Here is a 21,970-nt window from a genome sequence, read left to right on the forward strand (position 1 = left end):
TCTTATCGCGCCCGCCATTCCTCCAGCGTTAGCGCATAGGTGACGTGCGGCCGCAGATGCGGATGTGTGTCTTCCGGCACGCGCGGATGGTCGAAGTCGCGGGAAGGATCGCGCTTTAGGCCGATGCGCTCCATCACCGCCGTCGAACGGTGGTTGTCGTGGACGGCGAAGGAGACGATTTCCGGCGTCTCCTTTTCATCGAAGGCCATGACGAGCAGCGACTGCGCCGCTTCCGTGACATAGCCGTGGCCCCAGAAGCGGGTGGCGAGCCGCCAGCCGATCTCCATGGTGCCGACCGGGAAGGGCGGATCGAGGTTCATGACCGGGGAGATACCGCAGAAGCCCATGACTTCGCAGGTTTCACGCAGCTCCATGGCATAAAAGCCATAGCCGCTGCCGCGGATCATGCCGTTGATGGTTTCCAGCACGGCGTCCGCTTCCGCATGGCTGCGGCGGAAGGGGAAAAACTCCATGACCTTTTCGTCGGCGTTGATTTCGCGGAACAGGTCACGGTCGCTCTCCTTCCACTCGCGCAGAATGAGTCGTGGCGTCTCTCGGATGATCATGGAGTGACAAAATCCGTCTTGCGATAGCCCTGGATGTAAAGAAGCGCGGTCAGGTCGCCATGGTCTATGCGCATCTGCGCCTCGGCGGCCACTGCCGGCTTGGCGTGCAGGGCAACGCCGGCGCCGGCCAGATGCAGCATGCCGAGATCGTTGGCGCCATCGCCGACCGCCATCGCCTCTTCCGGCGAGATGCCGAGCTTTGCGGCAATATCGTTCAGCGCATCCACCTTGGCCTGCTTGCCAAGGATGGGTTCGGCAACGGTGCCGTCAAGTTCGCCATTGGCTTCGCCGAGCAGATTGGCGCGGTCCTCATCGAAACCCAGCATGGCGGCGACGCGGCCGGTGAAGACGGTGAAGCCGCCGGAAACGAGGGCGGTGTAATAGCCCTTGGCCTTCATGGTGGCGATCAACTCCCTGCCGCCGGGGGTAAGCGTGATGCGCTTTTCGATGACATCGTCGATAACCGAGACAGGCAGGCCCTTCAGCAGCGCCACACGTTCCCGCAATGCGGGTTCGAAGGCGATCTCGCCATTCATGGCGCGGGCGGTAATAGCGGAAACTTTTTCCTTCAACCCGACTTCGGCGGCCAGCTCGTCAATGCATTCCTGGCCGATCATGGTCGAATCCATATCGGCGATCAGCAGTTTCTTGCGGCGCTGATCCTGTTCCTGGATGACGATATCGACTGGCTGGCCGGCAAGCGTGGCTGCAATGGCGCTCCGCGCCTGTTCGGCTGCGGTGCCGGAAGGCAGGGCGATATCGCAGGCGATGCCATCAGCCAGCCAATAAAGGCCCGATGCGTTGACGGCCTTTGCGGCCGCCTCGCCGAGGGCCGGTGTCAGAACAGGATTTGACGGATTGGCGATAAGCGTGGCAACGAGAGCCATGATGAAAAACCTTGATGAGAATTTTGATGCGATCCTGATAACCGGCCCGACGGCAAGCGGCAAGTCCGCGCTTGCGCTTCGTCTGGCGCGGGAGCGGGACGGCGTCGTCATCAATGCCGACAGTATGCAGGTTTACGACACGCTGCGGGTGCTGACCGCGCGGCCGTCAGAAGACGAAATGGAGGGCGTGCCGCATCTTCTCTATGGCCATGTGCCGGCGAGCAGTCTCTATTCAACCGGCGAATGGCTGCGGGAGATTTCCGCCCTGCTTGCGGATTTGCGCGGGCAGGGGCGTTTGCCCGTCATCGTCGGCGGTACGGGGCTTTATTTCAAGGCGCTGACGGGTGGGCTTTCCGATATGCCCGCCATTCCCGATGACATCCGCGATGGGCTGCGCGCCCGGCTGATCGGGGAGGGGGCGGCTGCGCTCCATGCCGAACTCGCACGGCACGATCCGGCCATGGCGGATATGCTGCAGCCGGGAGACGGCCAGCGTATCGTCCGGGCGCTGGAGGTGCTCAACGCGACCGGAAAGTCGATCCGGGATTTTCAGCGCGCCAGCGGCCCGATGATCGTCGATCCCGACCGGGCGCAAAAATTCGTCGTCCTGCCGGAAAGGCCGGTGCTGCATGACCGCATCAACCGGCGTTTCGAGATGATGATGGATAGCGGGGCGGTGGAGGAGGTGCAGGCGCTTCTCGCGCTCAACCTCGCATCCGATGCCACCGCAATGAAGGCGATCGGCGTTGCCCAGATTGCCGATATGCTGGCCGGGCGCATCGGCGAGGCGGAGGTGATCGAAAAATCGGCGGCCGCGACACGTCAATATGCCAAACGGCAGATGACCTGGTTTCGCAACCAGATGGGGGACGACTGGACACGTATCCAGCCGTGAGAGCGCCCATCAATCTTTCCGGTAGAGACTGCCGAGCGGTTTCTTCAGCAGGCTTTCGCGGAGCGAAGGACGTGCATCGCCGGGCGGTGGGCCATTCTGTGCCTGCATCTGGAAACTCGCCTTGCGCAATTCGTTGACGGCGCCGGAGGCGGCATCGGGTGTCGCCGGATTTGGCGATGGGGAGAGCGTGCGGCCAGGCAGCATGTCCGGGCGGTAGGGCTCGTATCCCTCCGGTGCGGCCGTTCCCAGTTCCCGCTTCCAGCGGTCGATGTCGTCCGTCTCGCGTGGTGCGGCTGCCGGCTCCGGTAGATCGGAAAAGGCTGCTTCGACGCTTTGCTGGAAGCCGGTGATGACAGGCTTGGCCGTGGCGCGCATGCGGGTGACGATGTTGTTCAGATCGACCGTGTCCGGGGTTTCATGGTTCGTATGGCTGATGGTGCCGCTCGCTTTCGGCAATTTGGCCGTGGCCACGCGGTCGAAACGCATGCGCATCGGTACACTGACGGCCTCGCCGAAGGCGATGGCCTCGCCATTGCCGATGGAAGACAGAAAGCTGGTGGTCGAGGTCGATGCGTTCGGTACGGCGGAGAGAATGATCTTCTGGTCGATCTCGTTCGACAGCCGCATGGCGAAAACAGTCGAACATTGCGACAGGATGGTCTGGTCCAGCTCGCTTGGCCGCTGGCTGATGACGCCGAGCGAAATGCCGTATTTACGGCCTTCCTTGGCGATCTGGGCAATGGATTGCCGGGTGGGGAAAAAGCCGCGCTCGGGATCGGCAGGTACATAACGGTGCGCTTCCTCGCAGACGACAAGCATATGCAGCGAGCCGCGCGCCAGCACCGCCAGTTCGAAGGACATGCGGCACAGGACGGAGACCACCGAATTCACCACTTCGGAGGGGATGCCGGAGAGCTGGAATACCGAAATCGGCTTGCCTTCCCCCGGAATGCGGAAAATATGCGCGACCGTCTCCAGGATGGTGTCGCTGATCGTATTGCTGGAGAACATGAAATTGTAGCGCGTGTCGTTGATGGCCGAGAGAATGCGGCCTTTCAGCGAGCGCAGCGCTGGTTTTTCGCCACGCCCTTCCAGCCGGCCGATACGCTCGTCGATGAGGGCGAGGAGATCGGCCATGCGATAGGGCACCGGCGTATCCGGCGTGATCGCGCTCTTGTCGGACGTGCGGCGCACGGCGGAACCATCGGTGCCGCGAAATGCCTTTTTCGCTTCCGGAACGAGGTCGCGAAGGACATCCATTTCTTCCGGTACGGGTTTGCGGCCGCGGAAAATCACTTCCGCAAATTCCTCAAGGCGCATCAGCCAGAAGGGAAGATCCAGCGTATCGGTGTCGATGACGACCGAATGATCGGGAAAGGCGGCCGCGAATTCATTATGCGGATCGAGAATGAGGACACGCAGCTTCGGGTCGGTCTCGATCGCCTTGTTCAGAAGCAGCGAGACGGCGGTGGTCTTGCCCACGCCCGTCGAGCCGACGACGGCGAAATGTTTGGCGAGCATCTGGGGAATGCTGATGGTGGCGTTGATCGTGTCGTCCTGCGTCAGCCTGCCGATCGTGCAGGCGTCGCGCTTGCCGCTGTCGTAAATCTTGGCAAGATCGCTGGTGCGGATGCGATGCGCCACCGCACCCAGATAGGGGTAACGGGAGATGCCGGTGGAAAAGCGCTCGCTGCCATCCTCGGTGCGATAGACTTCGCCAACCAGTTCGACCTCGACCAGCAGCCTGTTCGGCCTGTCCGCCGCCCAGTAGTCCTCGCCGGTGCGCATGGAAAAGACCAGCGCTGCGACACGGCTCGTACCCATTTCGATGGAGATCAGGCGTCCGACGGACCAGAGCTGCGAGACATCGGTGGTGCCGGGTTCCGTTTCGGCGGCGATGGTGGCATGCGCACCGTTACAGGCGATGACGCGGCCCAGCATGCGGTTCGCCGGCTGCTGGCCGGATCGCCGTTCGTTTTCGTCCATGCGGGACGCACTATGAAACGTGTCGTTACTCACATTTTTTCCCGGTACATGCGGATGATCGCGGTGGTTCGGGCAGTATCTGCGTTCTCGATATTAAAAGATTATGCTTAACAACATGTGTATCGGCTGCGTTCGAAAATTTCGCGCAAGCAGCCTTTCAGGTAATAAAAGAAGGCGACGGCGATTTTTTCCTGCAATATGCGTTGACGGCTGGGGCTTTTGTGGCTAACACTCCGGCCCATGAAAAATCTTAACGTACTTATCGTGGTGGGACGGCGCATGGGCAGGATGGTGTAACCATCCGGCGAAAGCACCCATGCGCTGAACGAGGCTCCTCTAGGGGCCTTTTTTTATGTCTTCAAACAGGCCCTCGGGCTCCTCGATATCCAAAGCCAAAGCGGGATGGAAACAGGCAATGACGGATAAGGACAATACGGAAAACAGCAATCGCATGACAGGTGCGGAGATCGTTCTGCAGGCGCTGAAGGACAATGGCGTCGAGCACATCTTCGGTTATCCTGGCGGTGCCGTGCTTCCGATCTATGACGAGATTTTCCAGCAGGAAGACATCCAGCATATCCTCGTGCGCCACGAGCAGGGCGCTGGCCATGCCGCCGAAGGTTATGCCCGTTCCACCGGCAAGGTCGGCGTCATGCTCGTCACCTCCGGCCCCGGCGCGACCAATGCGGTCACCCCGCTGCAGGATGCGCTGATGGATTCCATTCCGCTCGTCTGCCTGTCCGGCCAGGTTCCAACCACGCTCATCGGTTCCGATGCGTTTCAGGAATGCGATACCGTCGGTATCACGCGCCCCTGCACCAAGCACAATTGGCTGGTCAAGGACGTCAACGAACTGGCGGGCATCATCCATGAAGCCTTCCGCATCGCGCAGACGGGTCGTCCCGGTCCTGTCGTCGTCGATATTCCGAAGGACATCCAGTTCGCCACCGGCACCTACACGCCGCCCTCCGCCGCCACCCAGCACGAGAGCTACAAGCCGAAGGTTCAGGGCGATCTTAACGCCATTCATGCCGCCATTGATCTGATGTCGAAGGCGAAGAAGCCGGTTTTCTATACCGGCGGCGGCGTCATCAATTCCGGTCCGGAGGCAACCCGGCTGCTGCGCGAACTGGTCGAGCTGACCGGTTTCCCGATCACCTCGACGCTGATGGGCCTCGGCGCCTATCCGGCTTCCGGCAAGAACTGGCTCGGCATGCTGGGCATGCACGGTTCCTACGAAGCCAATATGACGATGCATGATTGCGACGTTCTGGTCTGCGTCGGCGCGCGTTTCGATGACCGAATTACCGGCCGCATCAATGCGTTTTCGCCGAATTCCAAGAAGATCCATATAGATATCGACCCGTCCTCGATCAACAAGACGGTTCGCGTCGACGTGCCGATTATCGGCGATGTCAGCCATGTTCTGGAAGATATGGTTCGCCTGTGGCGTGCTCTGCCGAAGAAGGTTGAGAAGGCGCAGACGGCCGACTGGTGGGCGCAGATCGAGCGCTGGCGCGCCCGCAATTCCTTCGCCTACAAGAACTCCAACGATGTCATCATGCCGCAATATGCGTTGCAGCGGCTTTATGAGGCGTCGAAGGGACGCGACACCTACATCACCACGGAAGTTGGTCAGCATCAGATGTGGGCCGCGCAGTTCTTCGGTTTCGAGGAGCCGAACCACTGGATGACCTCTGGCGGTCTCGGCACCATGGGTTACGGCCTGCCGGCGGCCATCGGCGTTCAGGTCGCGCATCCGGACGCGCTGGTCATCGATATTGCTGGTGACGCCTCGATCCAGATGTGCATTCAGGAAATGTCCTGCGCCATCCAGTACGGTCTGCCGGTGAAGATCTTCATCCTCAACAACCAGTATATGGGCATGGTGCGCCAATGGCAGCAGCTGCTGCACGGCAACCGCCTGTCCAACTCCTATACGGAAGCCATGCCCGATTTCGTCAAGCTGGCGGAAGCCTATGGCGCGGTCGGCATGTATTGCGACGATCCGAAGGAACTGGACGACAAGATTGCAGAAATGATCGCCGTCAAGAAGCCGGTCATTTTCGATTGCCGCGTTGCCAATCTTGCCAATTGCTTCCCGATGATTCCGTCTGGTAAGGCTCATAACGAGATGCTGTTGCCGGATGAGGCGACGGATGAAGCGGTTGCCAACGCCATTGACGCCAAGGGCCGTCAGCTAGTCTGAGCCGGGAGAGGAAAAGGACATGAACGCACACCTACAACCCACCGGCTCGGCCTATTTCATCCAGAAGGAAACGGCCGCCGTTGAAAATCACACGCTGTCGGTTCTCGTCAGCAACGAGCCGGGCGTTCTCGCCCGGGTCATCGGCCTGTTTTCCGGCCGCGGCTACAACATCGAGAGCCTGACGGTTTCGGAAACGGAACATGAGGCGCATCTGTCGCGCATCACCATCGTCACGCGCGGCACGCCCATCGTGCTGGAGCAGATCAAGGCGCAGCTTGAGCGCATCGTGCCGGTGCACCGGGTTCTCGATCTCACCGTTCGCGCCCGCGAACTGGGGCAGGAGCGGCCTATCGAGCGCGAAGTGGCGCTTATCAAGGTCGCCGGTTCCGGCGAGGACCGTGCTGAGACGCTGCGCCTTGCCGATGCGTTTCAGGCCAAGGTGGTGGATGCGACGGTGGAGCATTTCATCTTCGAGATCACCGGCAAGTCGTCGAAGATTGACCAGTTCGTGGCGATCATCAAGCCGCTCGGCCTGATCGAGATTTGCCGCACCGGTATCGCGGCGATGAATCGCGGCCCGCAGGGGATGTAACCTCCATATCCGCAGCATATGCTGGAATATAAGCCCGCGGTTCGCCGCGGGTTTTTTTATGGTTTCGCCCGGATCGGCATATATTCAACCATATGGTTGACTTTCTGGACCGTCAGTCTATATTCAACAACATGGTTGAATTATCCGCTTCACATCTCGACACTGTCTTTCATGCCCTCGGCGACGCCACGCGGCGCACGATGCTGCGCGATCTTTCCCTTGGTGAGCGAACGGTGAGCCAGTTGGCCCGGCCGTTCGACATATCGCTCGCCGCCGCCTCGAAACATATCAAGGCGCTGGAGAACGCGGGGCTTATCCGCCGCGAGGTGAGGGGGCGCATCCATGTCTGCCGCCTTGCGCCGGAACCGTTGGCAGAGGCGCATGAATGGCTCGATTTCTACAGACAGTTCTGGGGCAGCCGCCTCGATATTCTTGAGCAGATGCTCAGGGAGGATGATCAGGGAAAAATCCCTGCAGATGGAGGAAATGACAATGGCTGATATTGCAATGCCTGACGCCTATGGCCGTCTTGTCGAACCGACGACCCTTAAGATCGAACGGCTGCTGCCGGGGCCGGTCGAGCGGGTATGGGCCTATCTCACACAAAGCGAGCTTCGCCGTCGCTGGCTGGCTTCCGGCGAAATGCGGCTAGCGCCCGATGCACCGTTCGAACTCGTCTGGCGCAACGATGAGCTTTCCGATCCGCCGGGCCGGCGCCCGGAGGGCTTTTCCGAAGAAGACCGTATGGCTTCCCGCATCATTACCGTGGTCCCACCGCACCGTCTCGTCTTCAGTTGGGGCGAAGGTGGCGAGGTGTCGATCGAGCTTCAGGCTCTTGGCAAGGATGTGCTGCTGACGCTGGTTCATCGCCGGCTGGCCGACAGGAGGACGAGGCTTGACGTCAGCGCTGGCTGGCATGTGCATCTCGACATTCTCGCCGCCCGTCTTCAGGAGAAGGAGCCGGGGCCGTTCTGGGATACATGGCTGGGACTGAAAGAAGAATATGAGCGGCGCATACCGTAACGGGGCGGTACTTTTCTGGACACAACGGCGCGGTTTTCCGCGCCGTTTTTCAAGTGCCGCCTGCCGTGGCGCTGGCACAATTGCTTTGCTCACATTCCGATTCAACGGCCTGTTAGAGAGATTCCGGACAGTGTCTTAAGCCACTGTTATATCAAAGCATTTCCAGCGATGTCTTGCGCGTTGGCGGCGGGAAGACGGCATCCAGCGCCGCCCAGTCTTCCTCGGTTATCTCAAGATCGGTCGCGCCGCGATTTTCCTCGACACGGGAAACGCTGGCGGATTTCGGGATGGCGATGACACCGTCCCTCTCCAGAAGAAAGGCGAGCGCCAGTTGCGCCGGTGTCGCCTGATAGGCCTTGGCGATGCGGATGAGTTCGTGGTTTTTCAAGATGCGGCCCTGCTCGATGGGGGAATAGGCCATCAGCGGCACGCCGCGCTCCTGGCACCAGGGCAGCAGCGAAAACTCCGGCCCACGCCGGGACAGATTGTAGAGCACCTGATTGGCCGCGCAGTTCTTGCCGCCTGGAACCGCGAAAAGCTCCTCCATGTCGTCGGTGTCGAAATTGGAGACCCCCCAGTCGCCGATCTTGCCGTCGCTCTTCAGCCTTTCGAAAGCCGCCACGGTTTCTGCAAGCGGGTGCTCACCGCGCCAGTGCAGCAGATAGAGGTCGATATGGTCGGTGCCGAGCCTTGCAAGGCTGCGCTCGCAGGCCTCCGTCGTGCCTCTTTCGCTGGCGTTCCAGGGGTAGACCTTGCTGACCAGAAACACGTCCTGTCGACGGCCGGCGATGGCCGCGCCGACCACCTCTTCCGATCTGCCATCCGCATACATTTCCGCCGTGTCGATCAACGTCATGCCGAGATCGATCGCCTTGCGGATGCTTTCGACCTCCTGCGGCGCGGATGATCTCGTCTCCCCCATGTTCCAGGTACCGAGGCCAAGGGCCGGAACCTCTTTTCCGGAGGGCAGGGTGACGGAAGGAATATCGTCATACATGGGTTCGCTCCAGCGGTTGATGATCGGACAATAGAACTTTGTTCCGACTTCTCAAAGCCGGCATGGAGAGGATCGATCCATCAAAAAAATTGACCTCCGCCATCGATGCGGCGGGGTGGCCTGATGTTGGTCCGACGGATAGGATTTCGGCTCAAGGAGAAATCATGACTGTCGAAACCCTTGTTGCGCTGGTGCTGTTTGCCTTCACCACATCCATCACGCCCGGCCCGAACAATATGATGCTTTTTGCCTCGGGCGTGAATTTCGGTTTCCGCCGCACCATCCCGCATATGCTGGGCATCGGGGCGGGCTTCCTGTCGCTGCTGATCGGGGTCGGCTTCGGTCTCGGCGCGTTGCTGCATGCGGTGCCCGTGCTTTACACCGGGCTGAAATTCGCAGGCGGGCTCTATCTCGTCTGGATTGCGTGGAAGATCGGCACCTCCCGCAGCCTGAGTGAGGGTTCGGCAACATCGGAGCCGATGAGTTTCCTTGCCGCGGCCGCTTTTCAGTGGGTCAATCCCAAGGCGTGGGTGATGGCGGTGACGGCGATGGCGACCTATACGGATGAGCGGCAATATTTCCTCACCGTCCTTCTCGTTGGCGTGGCCTTCGCCGCGGTCAATCTTCCTAGCGTTTCCACCTGGGCGGGTTTCGGCTCGGCATTACGGGAATGGCTGGCGGTGCCGGTCCGGCTCAAATGGTTCAATATCACCATGGCCGTACTTCTCGTCATCAGCCTCTGGCCGATGCTGAAATAACGGTCTTCACGTCGGGAACTGCCGGTAGCATTCCTCGGCGATTGCCTGCACCTCGTCGCGCGTCAGCTCGGCGGACACGGCGTAACCCAGTTCATTGTCGATCCAGTAGAAGGTCTCGATGCCATCGGCGCTGGCCATGCGGAAGCTGGTGGTGCGGTTTTCCTCGTTGTGGCCGATCAGCACAGTCACCCGACGGCCTGTCTTGTCCTGATACATCAGCATCGCGCCCGGTTTGCCGCTGACGGGGATAAGACGCCCGCCGACGAGGTCGTATCCGATCTTTGAGAGATCGGGGATGGTGAAGGGGTAACCGAGCCGCTTGCCGAGCCATGTGGCGAGATGCTGCTGTTCTCCCGCGCCGACTTCGACGGGATGGCGCACCTCGCTCGCATAGATGAGATAGGCGGATTTCGCCTGTGCGGGAATATCCGTCGTCAGCGACGCCAGTGTCACGTCCTGCGGCGTGGAAAAAGACGGCGGCAGAAGCCTGCCCGCCGCGGCACCCGCCACGAAGATCAAAAGGGCGACTGCTGTTTGCAGGAGAACCGGTTTTGCACGCCATGCCCGGTCCCTCGTTTGCGGGCTGAGCATCGATGCGTCATGCGGATGCGCGGCGGCATAGGAGGCGAAGGCATTGCGCAGAATATCGGCCTGATTTCTCCATTCCTCCACACGGGCCTGCTCTTCCGGCCTTTCCGTCAGCCAGACCTCGACAGCCGCGCGGTCATCGTCGGAAAGAAGTCCGTCGACATAGGCGTGCAAATCGTCTTCGGTTATGGCCTCTAGCCGTTTCATCTTGGTCTCCGCAGGGGTATGATATTATCCGCCGCCAGATGCTGGCGAAGGGTTTCGCGGGCGCGGGACAGTCTGGACATGACAGTGCCGAGCGGGATCGCCAATGTCTCGGCCGCCTCCTGATAGCTGTAGCCTTCCACCGTCACCAGCATCAGCACGGCGCGCATGTCCGGCGAAAGAAGGGCGAGTGCGCCGTGCAGCCGGTCGTTCTCCAGCGTGTCGGAGAGCGTCTCCGCGCCGGCGATGCTCTCATGGCCGTCCAGGCTCTCGGACGGGTGGCGTTTCTCGGCGCGGTGGCGGTTACGATAAAGATTCGTCATTATCGTGTAAGCCCATGATTTCAAACCCGTTCCGCGCCATTGCCTTTTATTGGCCAGCGCCTTTTCCACGCAGTCCTGCAAGAGGTCCTCGCCATCGGCATCTGAACGGGAAAGGCTGCGGGAATAACGGCGCAGCATGGGCATCAGCGCCAGCATCTCCGTTTCGAAGCTGCCGGCTGCGGGGGAATGGTTCCCCCGCTTTTCATCCGTCATGCCCTCAGGGTTTTGCGGCATCCCATACACCGTTCATACCGTCGCCGGTGGCGTCGCCTTTTTTCGTGTCCTTGACCCAGTAATAAAGCGGCATGCCATCCTTCGCCCATTGCATCTTGCCGTCCTTGCGCTTCACGAGGGAATAGGCACCCTCGGCCTTGTCGCTTGCGGCTGCGAAAAACGGCGGCCAGTTCACCGCGCATTTGTCATAACAATTGGATACGCCCTTCTTGTCGTTCTTGAAAGTGTAGAGCGTCATGCCTTTTTCGCCCGCCAGCACATCGCCCTTGGCGGTCTTGACGGTTTCGACCATAGGGGCGGCATAGGCCGTTCCGGCAAAAGCCAGAACGAGGGCGGGAACGATAAAGCGGATCTTCATGGACATATCCTCCTTGGTTCGGGCGGCCTGTGCCGCCAGCACATCAAGAGACACCGCAACCCGACGGATTATTCCCTGGGGCAACGAATTTTCGCGATTTTTAAACTTATCCATTGAGCTAACTATTTCGATGTGATAGTTAGCCTTATGGAAAACTATTCAGACGCGCTCAACGATATCTTCCAGTCTCTTGCCGATCCGACCCGCCGGGCGGTGATCCTGCGGCTGGGCGGCGGGGAGGCGAGCATCGGAACGCTTGCCGAGCCCTTCGACATGGCCCTGCCATCCTTCATGAAACATATCCGCCAGCTGGAAGAGGCGGGGCTGATCGTGACGCGCAAGCAGGGGCGTGTCCGGTTCTGCTCGCTGGAGAAACAAAGGTTCTCCATGCTCGATGGCTGGTTGTCGCAACAACGCGCCATCTGGGAAGGCCGCACCGACCGGCTCGAACAATTCGTCATGGCGCAACAGGACAGGATGTCCAGCAAAGGGGAGAATGACCAATGACCGAGACTTTCAATCCCGATCTCGACCTGAAGATTTCCCGCATCATCAGGGCGCCGCGCCGGCTCGTCTGGAATGCCTGGACGGACAAGGCCAGCCTCGAACAATGGTGGGTGCCGCATCCCGGCCAATGCCGGGTCGACCGCATGGAGCTCCATCCCGGCGGCGCTTTCGAAACGCGCTACAGCGAGGACGGCACGGCTTTCGGTCCGCATGTCAAAGGATGTTTTCTGGCGGTGGATCATGAGCAGCGCCTGGTTTTCACCGATGCGCTGACGGCGGGTTTTCGCCCCTCCGCCCAGCCGTTCCTCACCGCCGTGATGACATTTCGCGATCACCCCGACGGCATGGAATATGTGGCCTATGCCATGCACAACAACCCAGAGGATCGCGACAGGCACGCGGAGATGGGCTTCTTCGACGGATGGAATACGGTTGCGGAGCAGCTGGCGCAGCTTGTCGAGCGACAGGCGGTCAATTGAGCCGCTTCAGCCGAACAGGGGAATATCCGGCTTGTTGAGCATGAGCCAGATAATGCCGAGAACCGCGAAAAAGGCGGGAAAACCGCAGGCGAACCAGATGCGGTAAAGGCGGAACCATTGCGCGGGCAGGGCCTGTCCGGTGGCGGCGCAGTCGCGGGCGATATCGCGCAGCCTGATCTGTATCCACACCACCGGCAGCCAGAAAATACCGGTGAAGACATAAAGGGCGAGCGAAAGCGCGATCCAGCCTTCGGTCAGCGGCCAGCCGATGATGCGCGCAAGAAAATATCCGGTGACCGGCTGGATGATCGCGGCGGTGGCGGTAAATACCGTGTCGGCGATGACGACAGTGCCTGCGACATGAGCGATCAGCGCCGGGCTGGCCGTCCGCCGTGCCATCACCATGAAAAAGGCAATGCCCGCGCCAGTGCCGAACAGCACCGTCGCGCCGATGACATGGGCAAGCCGCAGCAGTTCCTCAAGCGTCATCAGCGTTCATCCAGGGTGGCGAGGGCAACGAGCGTCAGGGCGATGGAAGGCAGAACCTTGACCAGAGGACCGAGCGGATCGAGCCAAAGGGTCGGTTCGAGCAGGCTGCCGCCGGCCAGATAAGCGGCGCTGACCAGCAGCATGGCGACGAGCGCCTTTCTGGCGAGCGGCCGCAGCAGGACGGCGATGCCGAGGCCTATATCGATGAGGCAGGTGGCGAGCGCGAGAATGACAGCCGGCGTGTGCGGCATAAAGGGCAGGAAATGCGCTGCTGCTCCAGTGATATTCAGCAGCGGTATGAGGCCGGACAGCAGCCAGAATAAAGACAGGCAGAGAACGATCAGGGGTTTCAGCAGATATAATCTGGCAAACCACAGGTCCTGCACACCGGAAGGGTGGGCGGCCAGCGTCTGTTCCAGGGTCTTGAGTGACGCCATCGCCGGTCCAGCTTCACTCTCCGTTACGATGCCTTCCGACATGACCGTCATGGCGGTCGAACGCAGCGGCGACCGCCAGCCGAGTTTGCCTGCGGCATCCGCCACAAGGCCGACGGGGAGCATGAAGGCGGCGGGAAGATTTATGATCGGAGCACGGGGCAGGCCCAGCCATTGCCGGTGTCTGGCGACCACGTCCTGCAATGTCAGCGTTTCCTTCGCGGCGAGTTCGAGATCGCTGCCCGCCGGGATTTCGCCGTCGATCGCCGCGCATACCACGGTTGCCACATCCTCCACCGCGACCGTTCGGACGGCGATCTGTCCATTGACGAGGGGCACCACGAAGGGAAAGCCTGCAAGCGCACGCACAAGTGCCGTGCCGCCGTGCGCGTTTCGCCCAACCACCAGCGCGGGGCGCAGAATGACGTGAGGCATACCGCTTGCGGCGAGCGCCTCATCGGCGCGGCGTTTGGTGGCGAGGAAGGGCAGGCGGGATGCGGCCCCCGCCGTGCGGGCCGATATCTGGATTATCCGTCTGCCGCCCGCCTGCGCCGCTGCTTCATAAAGCGCCAGCATCGCCTTTTCCTGCGTCGCGGCAAGGTCATCCGACAGGCCGTCCTGCAGCGCGCCCGCGCAATTGACAATGGCGTCATGGTCATGGACGAGCGATAAACAGTCTGTCGCGTGCGTCATCCTGGAAAGATCGGCTGAGATCCAGTTGGCGAAAGGCCATTTGTCGCGGGCGCGGGTGACTGAACGCGCCAGCCCCGTCACGGCATGCCCGCGGAGGTGCAGGCTTTTGAGAACCTCCGAACCGATGAAACCTGTTGCGCCGAGAATCAATATCTTCATACGAGGGATGATAGCGACCACGGCTTAAAAACCAGCCGTGTTTTATTGCCGCATTCTCACACGGCGATTCATCTTTCGTTCTTTTTCTGTTGCGCACCACGCTCGAATCCTGCGATGAGGGCGCATGTTATTTTCACCGCAACAGGACGAAGCGCTGAAGGCTGTTTCCCGCTGGCTGAAGGAAGGCCGGACGCCGGTTTTCCGGCTGTTCGGTTATGCCGGAACGGGCAAGACGACGCTTGCCAAGCATTTCGCGGAAAATGTCGATGGCGAGGTGCTGTTTGCGGCCTTCACCGGCAAGGCGGCGCAGGTGCTGCGCTCGCGCGGGGCGACCAATGCCCGCACCATCCATTCGCTGATCTATCGCCCGCGCGGCGAAGAAACGGTGGAAGACGAGGAAACCGGCAAAACTTCGATTGCGCCGATGTTCTCCATCAACCGCCAGAGCCCGCTCGCCAAGGCGGCGCTCATCATCATCGATGAATGTTCGATGGTGGATGAGCAGCTCGGCAAGGACCTGATGAGCTTCGGCACGCCGATCCTCGTGCTTGGCGATCCCGGCCAGTTGCCGCCGGTTTCGGGCGGCGGCTTCTTTACCGAGCAGGAGCCGGATTATCTGCTGTCGGAAATCCATCGCCAGGCCAAGGACAATCCCATCATCCATCTTGCCATGGATGTGCGGGAGGGCCGGGAGATCATGCGCGGCGATTACGGGACCGCGCAGGTGATCTCCAAATCCGAGGTGACGCAGTCGCTGGTTCTCGATGCCGATCAGGTGCTGGTCGGTACCAACCGCACCCGCCGCCGTTACAATCAGCGGCTTCGCGAGCTGAAGGGTTTTACCGCCGATTACCCGCAATCCGGCGACAAGCTGGTCTGCCTCCGGAACGATCCGGCCAAGGGGCTGCTCAACGGCTCGCTCTGGCAGGTGATGAGTTCATCGCGCGAGACGGTGAAGCCCGGCATCAACCTGATGATCCGGCCCGAAGACGACGATATGGATCGTGGTGCTGCCAAGATCAAATTGCTGAAGGCGGCTTTCGAGGATGTGGAAACGGAAATTCCGTGGTCCACGCGCAAGCGTTATGACGAGTTCGATTTCGGCTATGCGCTGACCGTGCACAAGGCGCAGGGTTCGCAGTGGAACAACGTGGTTCTCTTCGACGAGAGCTATGCTTTCCGGGACTCGCGCGAGAGGTGGCTTTACACCGCCATTACCCGTGCGGCGGAGACACTGACCATCGTTCGTTGATCGTGACTATGCACGGATGACGCCGAGCAGAACCGCCTTGGCGACCGCCTGAAAGCGGTTGCTGGCATTGAACTTGCCGATGATCTTCGCCTCGAGAACATTGAGATCGCTGCCGGAAAGACCAAGGGCGCGGGCGAGCCTCACCGGGGCGTAACCCTCCGCCATCAGTTCCAGACATTTTCGTTCCGTGTCGGTGAGGGCGATGTCCTTTGCCGGTGCCCGTTCCGCGCCATCCGTGCCGTCCGCATCCGTGTCGGCGACCAGCAGTTCCTCGATCTGCTGGGCCTGGCGCTGAAGGGTGGAAAGCTCGGCTGTCAATTCCCGCTTCCGCTGCCGCAGCGCGGCGTGGAATATATCGTCCGCCTCGCTCTGCGAGAGCGAACGGACGAATTTTTCCATGATCTCGGTAATGGCGGCGACGGAAATGCCCACTTCGCGGCAGACGTTGATGACGGCCATGCGCTGGACGTTGCGGTGGGTATAGACCCGCATCTGGCCGATGCGCTTCGAGGTCAGCAGCGCCTTTTCTTCGTAAAAATGCAGCGTCCGGTGGGTCACCCCGAAGATATTGGCCATGTCGGCGATGGGCACGGGTTCCGCGGGCAGGGAGGAGGGCAGGCTTATATCGGGTAGAAAGCTGCTGATCCTTAGATTGGGTTTGTCCTCGTCGCCGTGACTTTCGAACGGCATACGGCCATCCTGCATTGTCTCCCCCTTCGCGCTCTTTGACAGTGTGCCTGCCTTTTTAAAGGTGTCCGTTGCTTGTTCCCCCAAGACGGACATATTTTCCGATCAAGACCTCATACCAAACGCTACATCAGAACCGTAACGTGTATTGCCTGTTTTCGTTCCCGCAATAATAAAAAATTCGCCGGCCTTCTTGCGATTGGCCTCAACCTGCGTGAAACAGGATGTCAATTCCGAACCGGAGCCCCGATGCCATGCCCGCAAAACTTTCTGTCAATCTGAACGCAATTGCCATGTTACGCAACCGCCGCGATCTTCCATGGCCGGATGTCGCGCATTTCGGGCATATTGCACTGGCGGCGGGGGCAAGCGGGCTGACTGTACACCCGCGGCCGGATCAGCGCCATATCCGCTTTTCGGACCTGCCCGTCCTGCGCGCGCTGATCGACGACAGTTTTCCCGGCGCGGAATTCAACATCGAAGGTTATCCGACCGAGGATTTCCTCGTTCTTTGCGAAAAGACCCAACCGGAGCAGGTGACGCTGGTACCTGACGATCCGTCGCAGGCGACCTCCGACCATGGCTGGGATTTCCGCAAGCACGGCGTTTTCCTGAAAGACGTGGTGGGACGCCTGAAGGCCGGCGGCATGCGAGTCTCGCTTTTTGCCGATGGCGATGGGGAGCGCGAGCCGGTGGAACTGGCCGCTGAAACGGGGGCGGCGCGTATCGAACTTTACACCGGCCCCTATGGCGGCTGTTTTGACGATCCGCAAAAGGGTGAGGCGCTTCTCGAAAAGCTCGGGCAGACGGCGGATCATGCCAGAGCGCTTGGACTTGCCGTCAATGCCGGCCATGACCTCACCGTCGCAAACCTGCCCAAGCTAATGAAACGTATCCCTTATCTGGCCGAGGTTTCCATCGGCCATGGGCTGACGGCGGATGCGCTGGAATATGGCATGGCTGAAACAGTCCGGCGTTTTTGTCACGCCTGCGGTCAGGCTATTTCATAACCAAAGTCAATTTTTTCGCCTATGCTTTGGCTGCGCATGCTCCGTGCGCGAGCTTTTGAAGGCAGAAGACATATGCAAGAACATCATGTTGTCGTCGTGGGTGGAGGCTTCGGCGGTTTGCAACTGGTACATGGGCTGGAGGGGGCCCCTGTCCGCATCACATTGATCGATCGTCGCAATCACCACCTGTTCCAGCCATTGCTTTATCAGGTTGCGACGACGGCTCTCGCGACATCCGAAATCGCCTGGCCGATCCGCCATCTCTACCGCGACCGCAAGGAGGTCACGACCCTGCTTGCGGAGGTGAATGGCATAGACCGGGCGGCGCGGACCGTGCATCTAAGTTCGGGTCAGGTCATCGGCTTCGATACGCTGGTGCTGGCCACTGGCGCCCGCCACGCCTATTTCGGCCGCGACGAGTGGGAACGTTCCGCCCCCGGTCTCAAGACGCTCGAAGATGCAACGACAATTCGCCGCCGCCTGCTTCTGGCTTTCGAGCGCGCCGAACTCGCCACCAGTGAAGAAGAACGGCGGGCGCTGCTGACCTTCGTCATCATCGGCGCAGGCCCGACGGGCGTGGAAATGGCAGGCATGATTGCCGAGTTGGCGCACAAGGCGCTGCCGGCAGAATTCCGCAATGTGGATACCAGAAAAACCCGGGTGCTGCTCGTCGAGGCCGGCCCTCGCGTTCTGCCAGTCTTCACGGAGGATCTTTCGGCCTATGCGAAGGAAGCCCTCGAAAAACTTGGCGTCGAGGTTCTGCTCGGCACGCCGGTTACGGCGTGCAGCGATGAGGGCGTGACGGTGGGCGAGACCTATTACCCCTGCCGCACTGTGGTCTGGGCTGCCGGCGTGCAGGCGTCGCCCGCCGCGAAATGGCTCAACGCCGCCGCCGACCGGGCAGGACGGGCCATCGTCGGACCTCATCTCAATCTGGAAGACGACCCGAATATCTTCGTCATCGGCGATACGGCCGCCGTCAATCAGGAAAACGGCAAGCCGGTGCCGGGTATTGCGCCCGCGGCAAAGCAGCAGGGCGCCTATGTCGCGAAGGTCATCAAGGCGCGGCTGGCCGGCCAGCCGTCACCATCGCCGTTCCGCTACAGCCATCAAGGCAATCTGGCGACCATCGGCAAACGCGCGGCGGTGATCGATTTCGGCAGGTTCAAGCTCAAGGGCGTGCTGGCGTGGTGGATATGGGGGCTTGCCCATATCTACTTCCTGATCGGAACGCGTTCGCGGCTGGCCGTGGCGTGGAGCTGGCTGTGGATTTACCTGAGCGGCCAGCACAGCGCGCGGCTGATTACCCAGAAAGAGACGCTGAAGGACGAGGCGTGAGGCAAGCGACAAAGAAACGGCGGGAAGCATTGCTTCCCGCCGTTCCCTGTTTCGCCGTTTCCGGACGCATCAAGCGTCGAGCGACGCCATGTCGATGACGAAGCGGTAACGTACGTCGCTCTTCAGCACGCGCTCATAAGCCTCGTTGACGTCCTTGATGTCGATCTTTTCGATTTCGGACACGATGTCGTGCTTGCCGCAGAAATCCAGCATCTCCTGGGTTTCCTTGATAGAGCCGATCATAGAGCCAGCCAGAGAACGGCGGCCGGGGATGACCGAGAAGGCGTGCACGGGGATCGCATGTTCAGGCACACCGAGAAGCACCATGGTGCCGTTGACCTTCAGCAGGCCGAGATAGGCATTCCAGTCGATTTCCGCCGAAACGGTGCAGAGGATCAGGTCGAAGGTGCCGGCGAGCTTTTCGAAGGTCGAGGCATCGCTGGTGGCATAATATTCCTTCGCGCCAAGCTTAAGGCCGTCTTCCTTCTTGGAGAGTGTCTGCGAAAGCACGGTGATATCCGCGCCCATGGCTGAACCGATCTTCACGCCCATATGGCCAAGACCGCCCATGCCGACGATAGCCACCTTCTTGCCCGGGCCGGCATTCCAGTGCTGAAGCGGCGAATAAAGCGTGATACCAGCGCAGAGCAAGGGAGCGGAAGCGTCGAGCGGCAGGTTTTCCGGAATGGAGAGGACGTAATCTTCCCGCACGACGATATGGTCGGAATATCCGCCCTGCGTGGCGGTCTTGCCGTCGCGTTCGACGGAGTTATAGGTCTGCACGAGACCCGGCATGTACTGTTCATTGTCGAGATCGCGGGTGGCGCAGCCGACGCAGGAATCGACGAAGCAGCCGACGCCGACATGGTCTCCGACCTTGAACTTCGTGACCTTGGAGCCGACGGCTTTCACGACGCCGGCGATTTCATGGCCGGGAACGATCGGGTAGACGGCGTTCTTCCATTCGTTGCGGACGGTATGAATGTCGGAATGGCAGATGCCGGCATATTTGATATCGATGACGACGTCGTCATCATTCGGCTCGCGGCGTTCGAAGGTGAACGGGGTAAGCGGCTTCGACGCATCTGTCGCAGCGTAACCTCTAGCAATAGCCATCTGAATATCCTTTCGGGAGTTGGGGACGACGGAATATGCAATGGAAGCGCGGGGCGGCGTTAGAGCGATCCTCCGAGCTTTTTGCACGATCCTGCAAAAATATGGTGGCGCACTCTTTGCGCGGGCCGCGCGGCTTTCTAGATAAAAGGCATCCGACGCATCTCTTCCTTCAGTTACGGGATTTCCCCTATGTCCTTGCCGTTCAATGTCTATCAGGAGATCGCCTCCATTGCCGCGCGGCATGCTACCCAGGACGGCGAGGTGCAGACGGCAATCGACTCCCTCGGCATCAGCCGGCGCACGACACCGAGCGCCCCATGCCACGGCAGCTATCGCCCCTGTCTCGCGATGGTTATCCAGGGCGCGAAATGCGTGCAACTGGGGACGGACACCATCAATTATGGGGCGGGGGATTATCTCCTGACCTCGCTTGATCTGCCGGTTGCATGGCGGGTGGTGGAGGCGAGCAGGGAGGTGCCGCATTTCTGCATTTCGCTTGCTATCGACAGCGAAAAGCTGCTCGATCTCATGCGGCGTGTACCTATCGATCCGCCTGCGGAGCCGGCGAATGCGCAGCGCGGCATCGTCGTCAATACCGCCACGCCGGAACTTCTCGATGCGGCTATCCGCCTGTTGCGCCTGCTCGACCGTCCGGCAGACATTGCCGCCATGGCGCCGCTGATCGAGCAGGAAATCCTCTATCGCATTCTGACCGGACCGGCGGGCGGGCAGCTTATGAACATCATCGCGGCCGGCAGCCATGGCAACCGCATCGCCCGCGCCATCGCCTGGCTGCGCGAGAATTTCGCACGCCAGCTGCGTATCGAGGACCTTGCCGATCATATCGGCATGAGTGTCTCGTCCTTCCACCATCATTTCAAGACGATCACGGCCATGACGCCGGTTCAGTACCAGAAACAACTGCGGCTGCATGAGGCGCGGCGGCTGATGCTGCTGGAGCGGCTGGATGCGGGCACCGCCGGCCACCGTGTCGGTTATCAGAGCCCGTCGCAGTTCAGTCGTGAATATAGCCGTTTCTACGGATTGTCGCCGTCGCGAGATATCGATGCCTCGCGGGAGATCAGTGCGGCTGGGTAGATTGGGTCTTGGGAAGGTTTTCCATTGCCTGAGGAGCGCGGCGTTACCCCCCTCTGCCCTGCCGGGCATCTCCCCCTCAAGGGGGGAGATCGATCTGCGGCAAGGTCTCGCCCATCTCGAAGCTTGGAATGAAGCGACAAAAGGGACCCTTGCCGATCTCCCCCCCCTTGAGGGGGAGATGTCCGGCAGGACAGAGGGGGGTAAGGCTCCACGCACCTTCGGTCCGCTACCAACGCAAAACCTCCTAGAGGTTCACCTCAAGCTTGCCGTGATACTCCGCCGCACCGCGTCAATTCTCATCCTCCCCTGAAGAATCCGCTTGACCCCAACGCAGCCTCCGCTTAAATGGCGCTCGAACCGTACCGTACGGTACATTAATCGAGCCCCTGGAGTGGAAAAGACTTGGCTTCCGACCCGATCACAGCGCAGGAGTTTTCGCCGCGCCAGAACGCCGTTCTGGACCAGGCATTGCGTCTATTGGTCGAGGGCGGCGAGAAAGCGCTCACCACATCGGGGCTGGCGCGTGCCGCCAACTGTTCCAAGGAAAGCCTGTACAAGTGGTTCGGCGACCGGGACGGCCTGCTGGCGGCGATGATCACCTTTCAGCAGAGCAAGGTCCGCACCTTCGAAAAGGCAGGTGACCGCGTCTCCGCACCGCAGCTTGCCGATCACCTCGAGGTTTTCGCGCATGATCTGCTGGATGTGCTGGCGGGCGATGTGTCGCTGGCGCTCAACCGTCTGGCGATAGGCCAGGCGAGCCGCGACGGCTCGAAGCTCGGCGATCTGCTGCTGGAACGCGGCCGTCGCCAGATCGACCGCCGCGCCCGTGGGCTGATCGAGGCAGGTCGCCGTTCCGGCTATCTGCGTTTCGATGATGCCGAAGAGGCATATCGCAGTTTTTACGGCCTTATCGTCTCGGATCTGCATGTGCGCATGCTGCTGGGCGAGGCGCCGGACAAGGATTTTTCCGCCCGGGCGAAGAAGGCGGTGGTCGCCTTTCTGACCCTCTACGGCACGGAAAAGGTACATTCGGAACTCAGCGGCAAACCCGCCTGAGATTCCGGTTCAGACAACTGAGAGACAAGCAT

At 60.6% G+C, this 21,970-nt stretch carries 24 protein-coding genes; 13 read left to right on the forward strand and 11 right to left on the reverse strand.

The window, feature by feature from the left end; translation table 11 throughout:
- Positions 1-2: 2 nt before the first annotated feature.
- Together BTE54_RS06940 and serB are read right to left on the reverse strand one after the other, a co-directional pair.
- Positions 3-566: a GNAT family N-acetyltransferase gene (locus BTE54_RS06940; protein ID WP_065655842.1), complete on the reverse strand. Its 564-nt coding sequence runs from the start codon at positions 564-566 to the stop codon at positions 3-5.
- Positions 563-1,453: a phosphoserine phosphatase SerB gene (gene serB / locus BTE54_RS06945; RefSeq protein ID WP_078051873.1), complete on the reverse strand. Its 891-nt coding sequence runs from the start codon at positions 1,451-1,453 to the stop codon at positions 563-565. The genes BTE54_RS06940 and serB overlap by 4 nt, the downstream gene beginning before the upstream one ends.
- On the opposite strand from serB, the gene miaA reads away from it, so the two are divergent.
- Positions 1,452-2,348 (forward strand): tRNA (adenosine(37)-N6)-dimethylallyltransferase MiaA, encoded by an 897-nt coding sequence (gene miaA / locus BTE54_RS06950; protein ID WP_078051874.1) that lies wholly within the window; start codon positions 1,452-1,454, stop codon positions 2,346-2,348. The two genes, serB and miaA, sit on opposite strands and share 2 nt — an antisense overlap.
- Before the next feature lie 9 nt (positions 2,349-2,357).
- On the opposite strand, the gene BTE54_RS06955 is transcribed toward miaA, so the two are convergent.
- A complete protein-coding gene (locus BTE54_RS06955; protein WP_078051875.1) occupies positions 2,358-4,367 on the reverse strand; it encodes an ATP-binding protein in 2,010 nt (669 codons plus the stop codon).
- 382 nt (positions 4,368-4,749) lie between these two features.
- On the opposite strand from BTE54_RS06955, the gene BTE54_RS06960 reads away from it, so the two are divergent.
- The 4 genes from BTE54_RS06960 (at position 4,750) to BTE54_RS06975 (ending at position 8,158) form a co-directional block, all read left to right on the forward strand.
- On the forward strand, positions 4,750-6,543 hold the full coding sequence (locus BTE54_RS06960) for an acetolactate synthase 3 large subunit (protein WP_035239227.1): 1,794 nt from the start codon (positions 4,750-4,752) through the stop codon (positions 6,541-6,543).
- Between the two features lie 19 nt (positions 6,544-6,562).
- On the forward strand, positions 6,563-7,135 hold the full coding sequence (gene ilvN, locus BTE54_RS06965; RefSeq protein WP_003522378.1) for an acetolactate synthase small subunit: 573 nt from the start codon (positions 6,563-6,565) through the stop codon (positions 7,133-7,135).
- Between the two features lie 131 nt (positions 7,136-7,266).
- Entirely contained in the window at positions 7,267-7,635 is a 369-nt protein-coding gene (locus tag BTE54_RS06970) for a metalloregulator ArsR/SmtB family transcription factor (protein WP_031233868.1), read from the forward strand.
- Positions 7,628-8,158, forward strand: coding sequence for an SRPBCC family protein (locus BTE54_RS06975; protein WP_078051876.1), 531 nt, complete (start codon positions 7,628-7,630; stop codon positions 8,156-8,158). Before BTE54_RS06970 ends, BTE54_RS06975 begins: the two co-directional genes overlap by 8 nt.
- Before the next feature lie 151 nt (positions 8,159-8,309).
- On the opposite strand, the gene BTE54_RS06980 is transcribed toward BTE54_RS06975, so the two are convergent.
- Positions 8,310-9,155 carry an aldo/keto reductase gene (locus BTE54_RS06980; protein WP_078051877.1) on the reverse strand — a complete coding sequence of 282 codons (846 nt, stop codon included), beginning with the start codon at positions 9,153-9,155 and terminating at the stop codon, positions 8,310-8,312.
- A 164-nt stretch (positions 9,156-9,319) separates the two neighbouring features.
- Here BTE54_RS06980 and BTE54_RS06985 point away from each other — a divergent pair, with 164 nt between their 5' ends.
- A complete protein-coding gene (locus BTE54_RS06985; RefSeq protein WP_078051878.1) occupies positions 9,320-9,913 on the forward strand; it encodes a LysE family translocator in 594 nt (197 codons plus the stop codon).
- A gap of 6 nt (positions 9,914-9,919) precedes the next feature.
- Here the strand turns inward: BTE54_RS06985 and BTE54_RS06990 are convergent, their stop codons facing one another.
- The 3 genes from BTE54_RS06990 to BTE54_RS07000 are packed head-to-tail and all read right to left on the reverse strand — an operon-like array spanning position 9,920 to position 11,620.
- On the reverse strand, positions 9,920-10,708 hold the full coding sequence (locus BTE54_RS06990; RefSeq protein ID WP_078051879.1) for an anti-sigma factor: 789 nt from the start codon (positions 10,706-10,708) through the stop codon (positions 9,920-9,922).
- Positions 10,705-11,262, reverse strand: coding sequence for an RNA polymerase sigma factor (locus BTE54_RS06995; protein ID WP_198939093.1), 558 nt, complete (start codon positions 11,260-11,262; stop codon positions 10,705-10,707). The genes BTE54_RS06990 and BTE54_RS06995 overlap by 4 nt, the downstream gene beginning before the upstream one ends.
- On the reverse strand, positions 11,246-11,620 hold the full coding sequence (locus BTE54_RS07000; RefSeq protein WP_223215537.1) for a hypothetical protein: 375 nt from the start codon (positions 11,618-11,620) through the stop codon (positions 11,246-11,248). The genes BTE54_RS06995 and BTE54_RS07000 overlap by 17 nt, the downstream gene beginning before the upstream one ends.
- Before the next feature lie 147 nt (positions 11,621-11,767).
- On the opposite strand from BTE54_RS07000, the gene BTE54_RS07005 reads away from it, so the two are divergent.
- Positions 11,768-12,127, forward strand: coding sequence for a metalloregulator ArsR/SmtB family transcription factor (locus BTE54_RS07005; RefSeq protein WP_198939095.1), 360 nt, complete (start codon positions 11,768-11,770; stop codon positions 12,125-12,127).
- On the forward strand, positions 12,124-12,606 hold the full coding sequence (locus tag BTE54_RS07010; RefSeq protein WP_078051882.1) for an SRPBCC family protein: 483 nt from the start codon (positions 12,124-12,126) through the stop codon (positions 12,604-12,606). Before BTE54_RS07005 ends, BTE54_RS07010 begins: the two co-directional genes overlap by 4 nt.
- Before the next feature lie 6 nt (positions 12,607-12,612).
- Here the strand turns inward: BTE54_RS07010 and BTE54_RS07015 are convergent, their stop codons facing one another.
- Both BTE54_RS07015 and BTE54_RS07020 read right to left on the reverse strand, forming a co-directional pair.
- A complete protein-coding gene (locus BTE54_RS07015; RefSeq protein WP_065655853.1) occupies positions 12,613-13,095 on the reverse strand; it encodes a DUF2269 domain-containing protein in 483 nt (160 codons plus the stop codon).
- Positions 13,095-14,381 carry an SDR family oxidoreductase gene (locus BTE54_RS07020; RefSeq protein WP_078051964.1) on the reverse strand — a complete coding sequence of 429 codons (1,287 nt, stop codon included), beginning with the start codon at positions 14,379-14,381 and terminating at the stop codon, positions 13,095-13,097. The genes BTE54_RS07015 and BTE54_RS07020 overlap by 1 nt, the downstream gene beginning before the upstream one ends.
- 124 nt (positions 14,382-14,505) lie before the next feature.
- On the opposite strand from BTE54_RS07020, the gene BTE54_RS07025 reads away from it, so the two are divergent.
- Positions 14,506-15,633 carry an ATP-dependent RecD-like DNA helicase gene (locus tag BTE54_RS07025; RefSeq protein WP_059756749.1) on the forward strand — a complete coding sequence of 376 codons (1,128 nt, stop codon included), beginning with the start codon at positions 14,506-14,508 and terminating at the stop codon, positions 15,631-15,633.
- A 6-nt stretch (positions 15,634-15,639) separates the two neighbouring features.
- Here BTE54_RS07025 and BTE54_RS07030 read toward each other — a convergent pair whose 3' ends face one another.
- Entirely contained in the window at positions 15,640-16,338 is a 699-nt protein-coding gene (locus tag BTE54_RS07030; RefSeq protein ID WP_065655854.1) for a MerR family transcriptional regulator, read from the reverse strand.
- 236 nt (positions 16,339-16,574) lie between these two features.
- Between BTE54_RS07030 and BTE54_RS07035 the strand changes: the two genes are divergently transcribed.
- Both BTE54_RS07035 and BTE54_RS07040 read left to right on the forward strand, forming a co-directional pair.
- Complete coding sequence (locus tag BTE54_RS07035) at positions 16,575-17,330, forward strand: pyridoxine 5'-phosphate synthase (RefSeq protein ID WP_059756769.1); 756 nt, start codon at positions 16,575-16,577, stop codon at positions 17,328-17,330.
- A 72-nt stretch (positions 17,331-17,402) separates the two neighbouring features.
- Positions 17,403-18,668: an NAD(P)/FAD-dependent oxidoreductase gene (locus BTE54_RS07040; protein ID WP_078051883.1), complete on the forward strand. Its 1,266-nt coding sequence runs from the start codon at positions 17,403-17,405 to the stop codon at positions 18,666-18,668.
- A gap of 69 nt (positions 18,669-18,737) precedes the next feature.
- Here the strand turns inward: BTE54_RS07040 and BTE54_RS07045 are convergent, their stop codons facing one another.
- Positions 18,738-19,784: an NAD(P)-dependent alcohol dehydrogenase gene (locus BTE54_RS07045; RefSeq protein WP_065655856.1), complete on the reverse strand. Its 1,047-nt coding sequence runs from the start codon at positions 19,782-19,784 to the stop codon at positions 18,738-18,740.
- A gap of 189 nt (positions 19,785-19,973) precedes the next feature.
- Between BTE54_RS07045 and BTE54_RS07050 the strand changes: the two genes are divergently transcribed.
- Both BTE54_RS07050 and BTE54_RS07060 read left to right on the forward strand, forming a co-directional pair.
- Positions 19,974-20,882, forward strand: a complete 909-nt coding sequence (locus BTE54_RS07050; RefSeq protein WP_065655857.1) for an AraC family transcriptional regulator — start codon at positions 19,974-19,976, stop codon at positions 20,880-20,882.
- Positions 20,883-21,284: 402 nt separating this feature from the next.
- Positions 21,285-21,938: a TetR/AcrR family transcriptional regulator gene (locus tag BTE54_RS07060; RefSeq protein ID WP_003507581.1), complete on the forward strand. Its 654-nt coding sequence runs from the start codon at positions 21,285-21,287 to the stop codon at positions 21,936-21,938.
- Positions 21,939-21,970 lie beyond the last annotated feature (32 nt).

It is taken from the genome of Agrobacterium sp. YIC 4121 (assembly GCF_002008205.1).
Classification (GTDB): domain Bacteria; phylum Pseudomonadota; class Alphaproteobacteria; order Rhizobiales; family Rhizobiaceae; genus Agrobacterium; species Agrobacterium leguminum.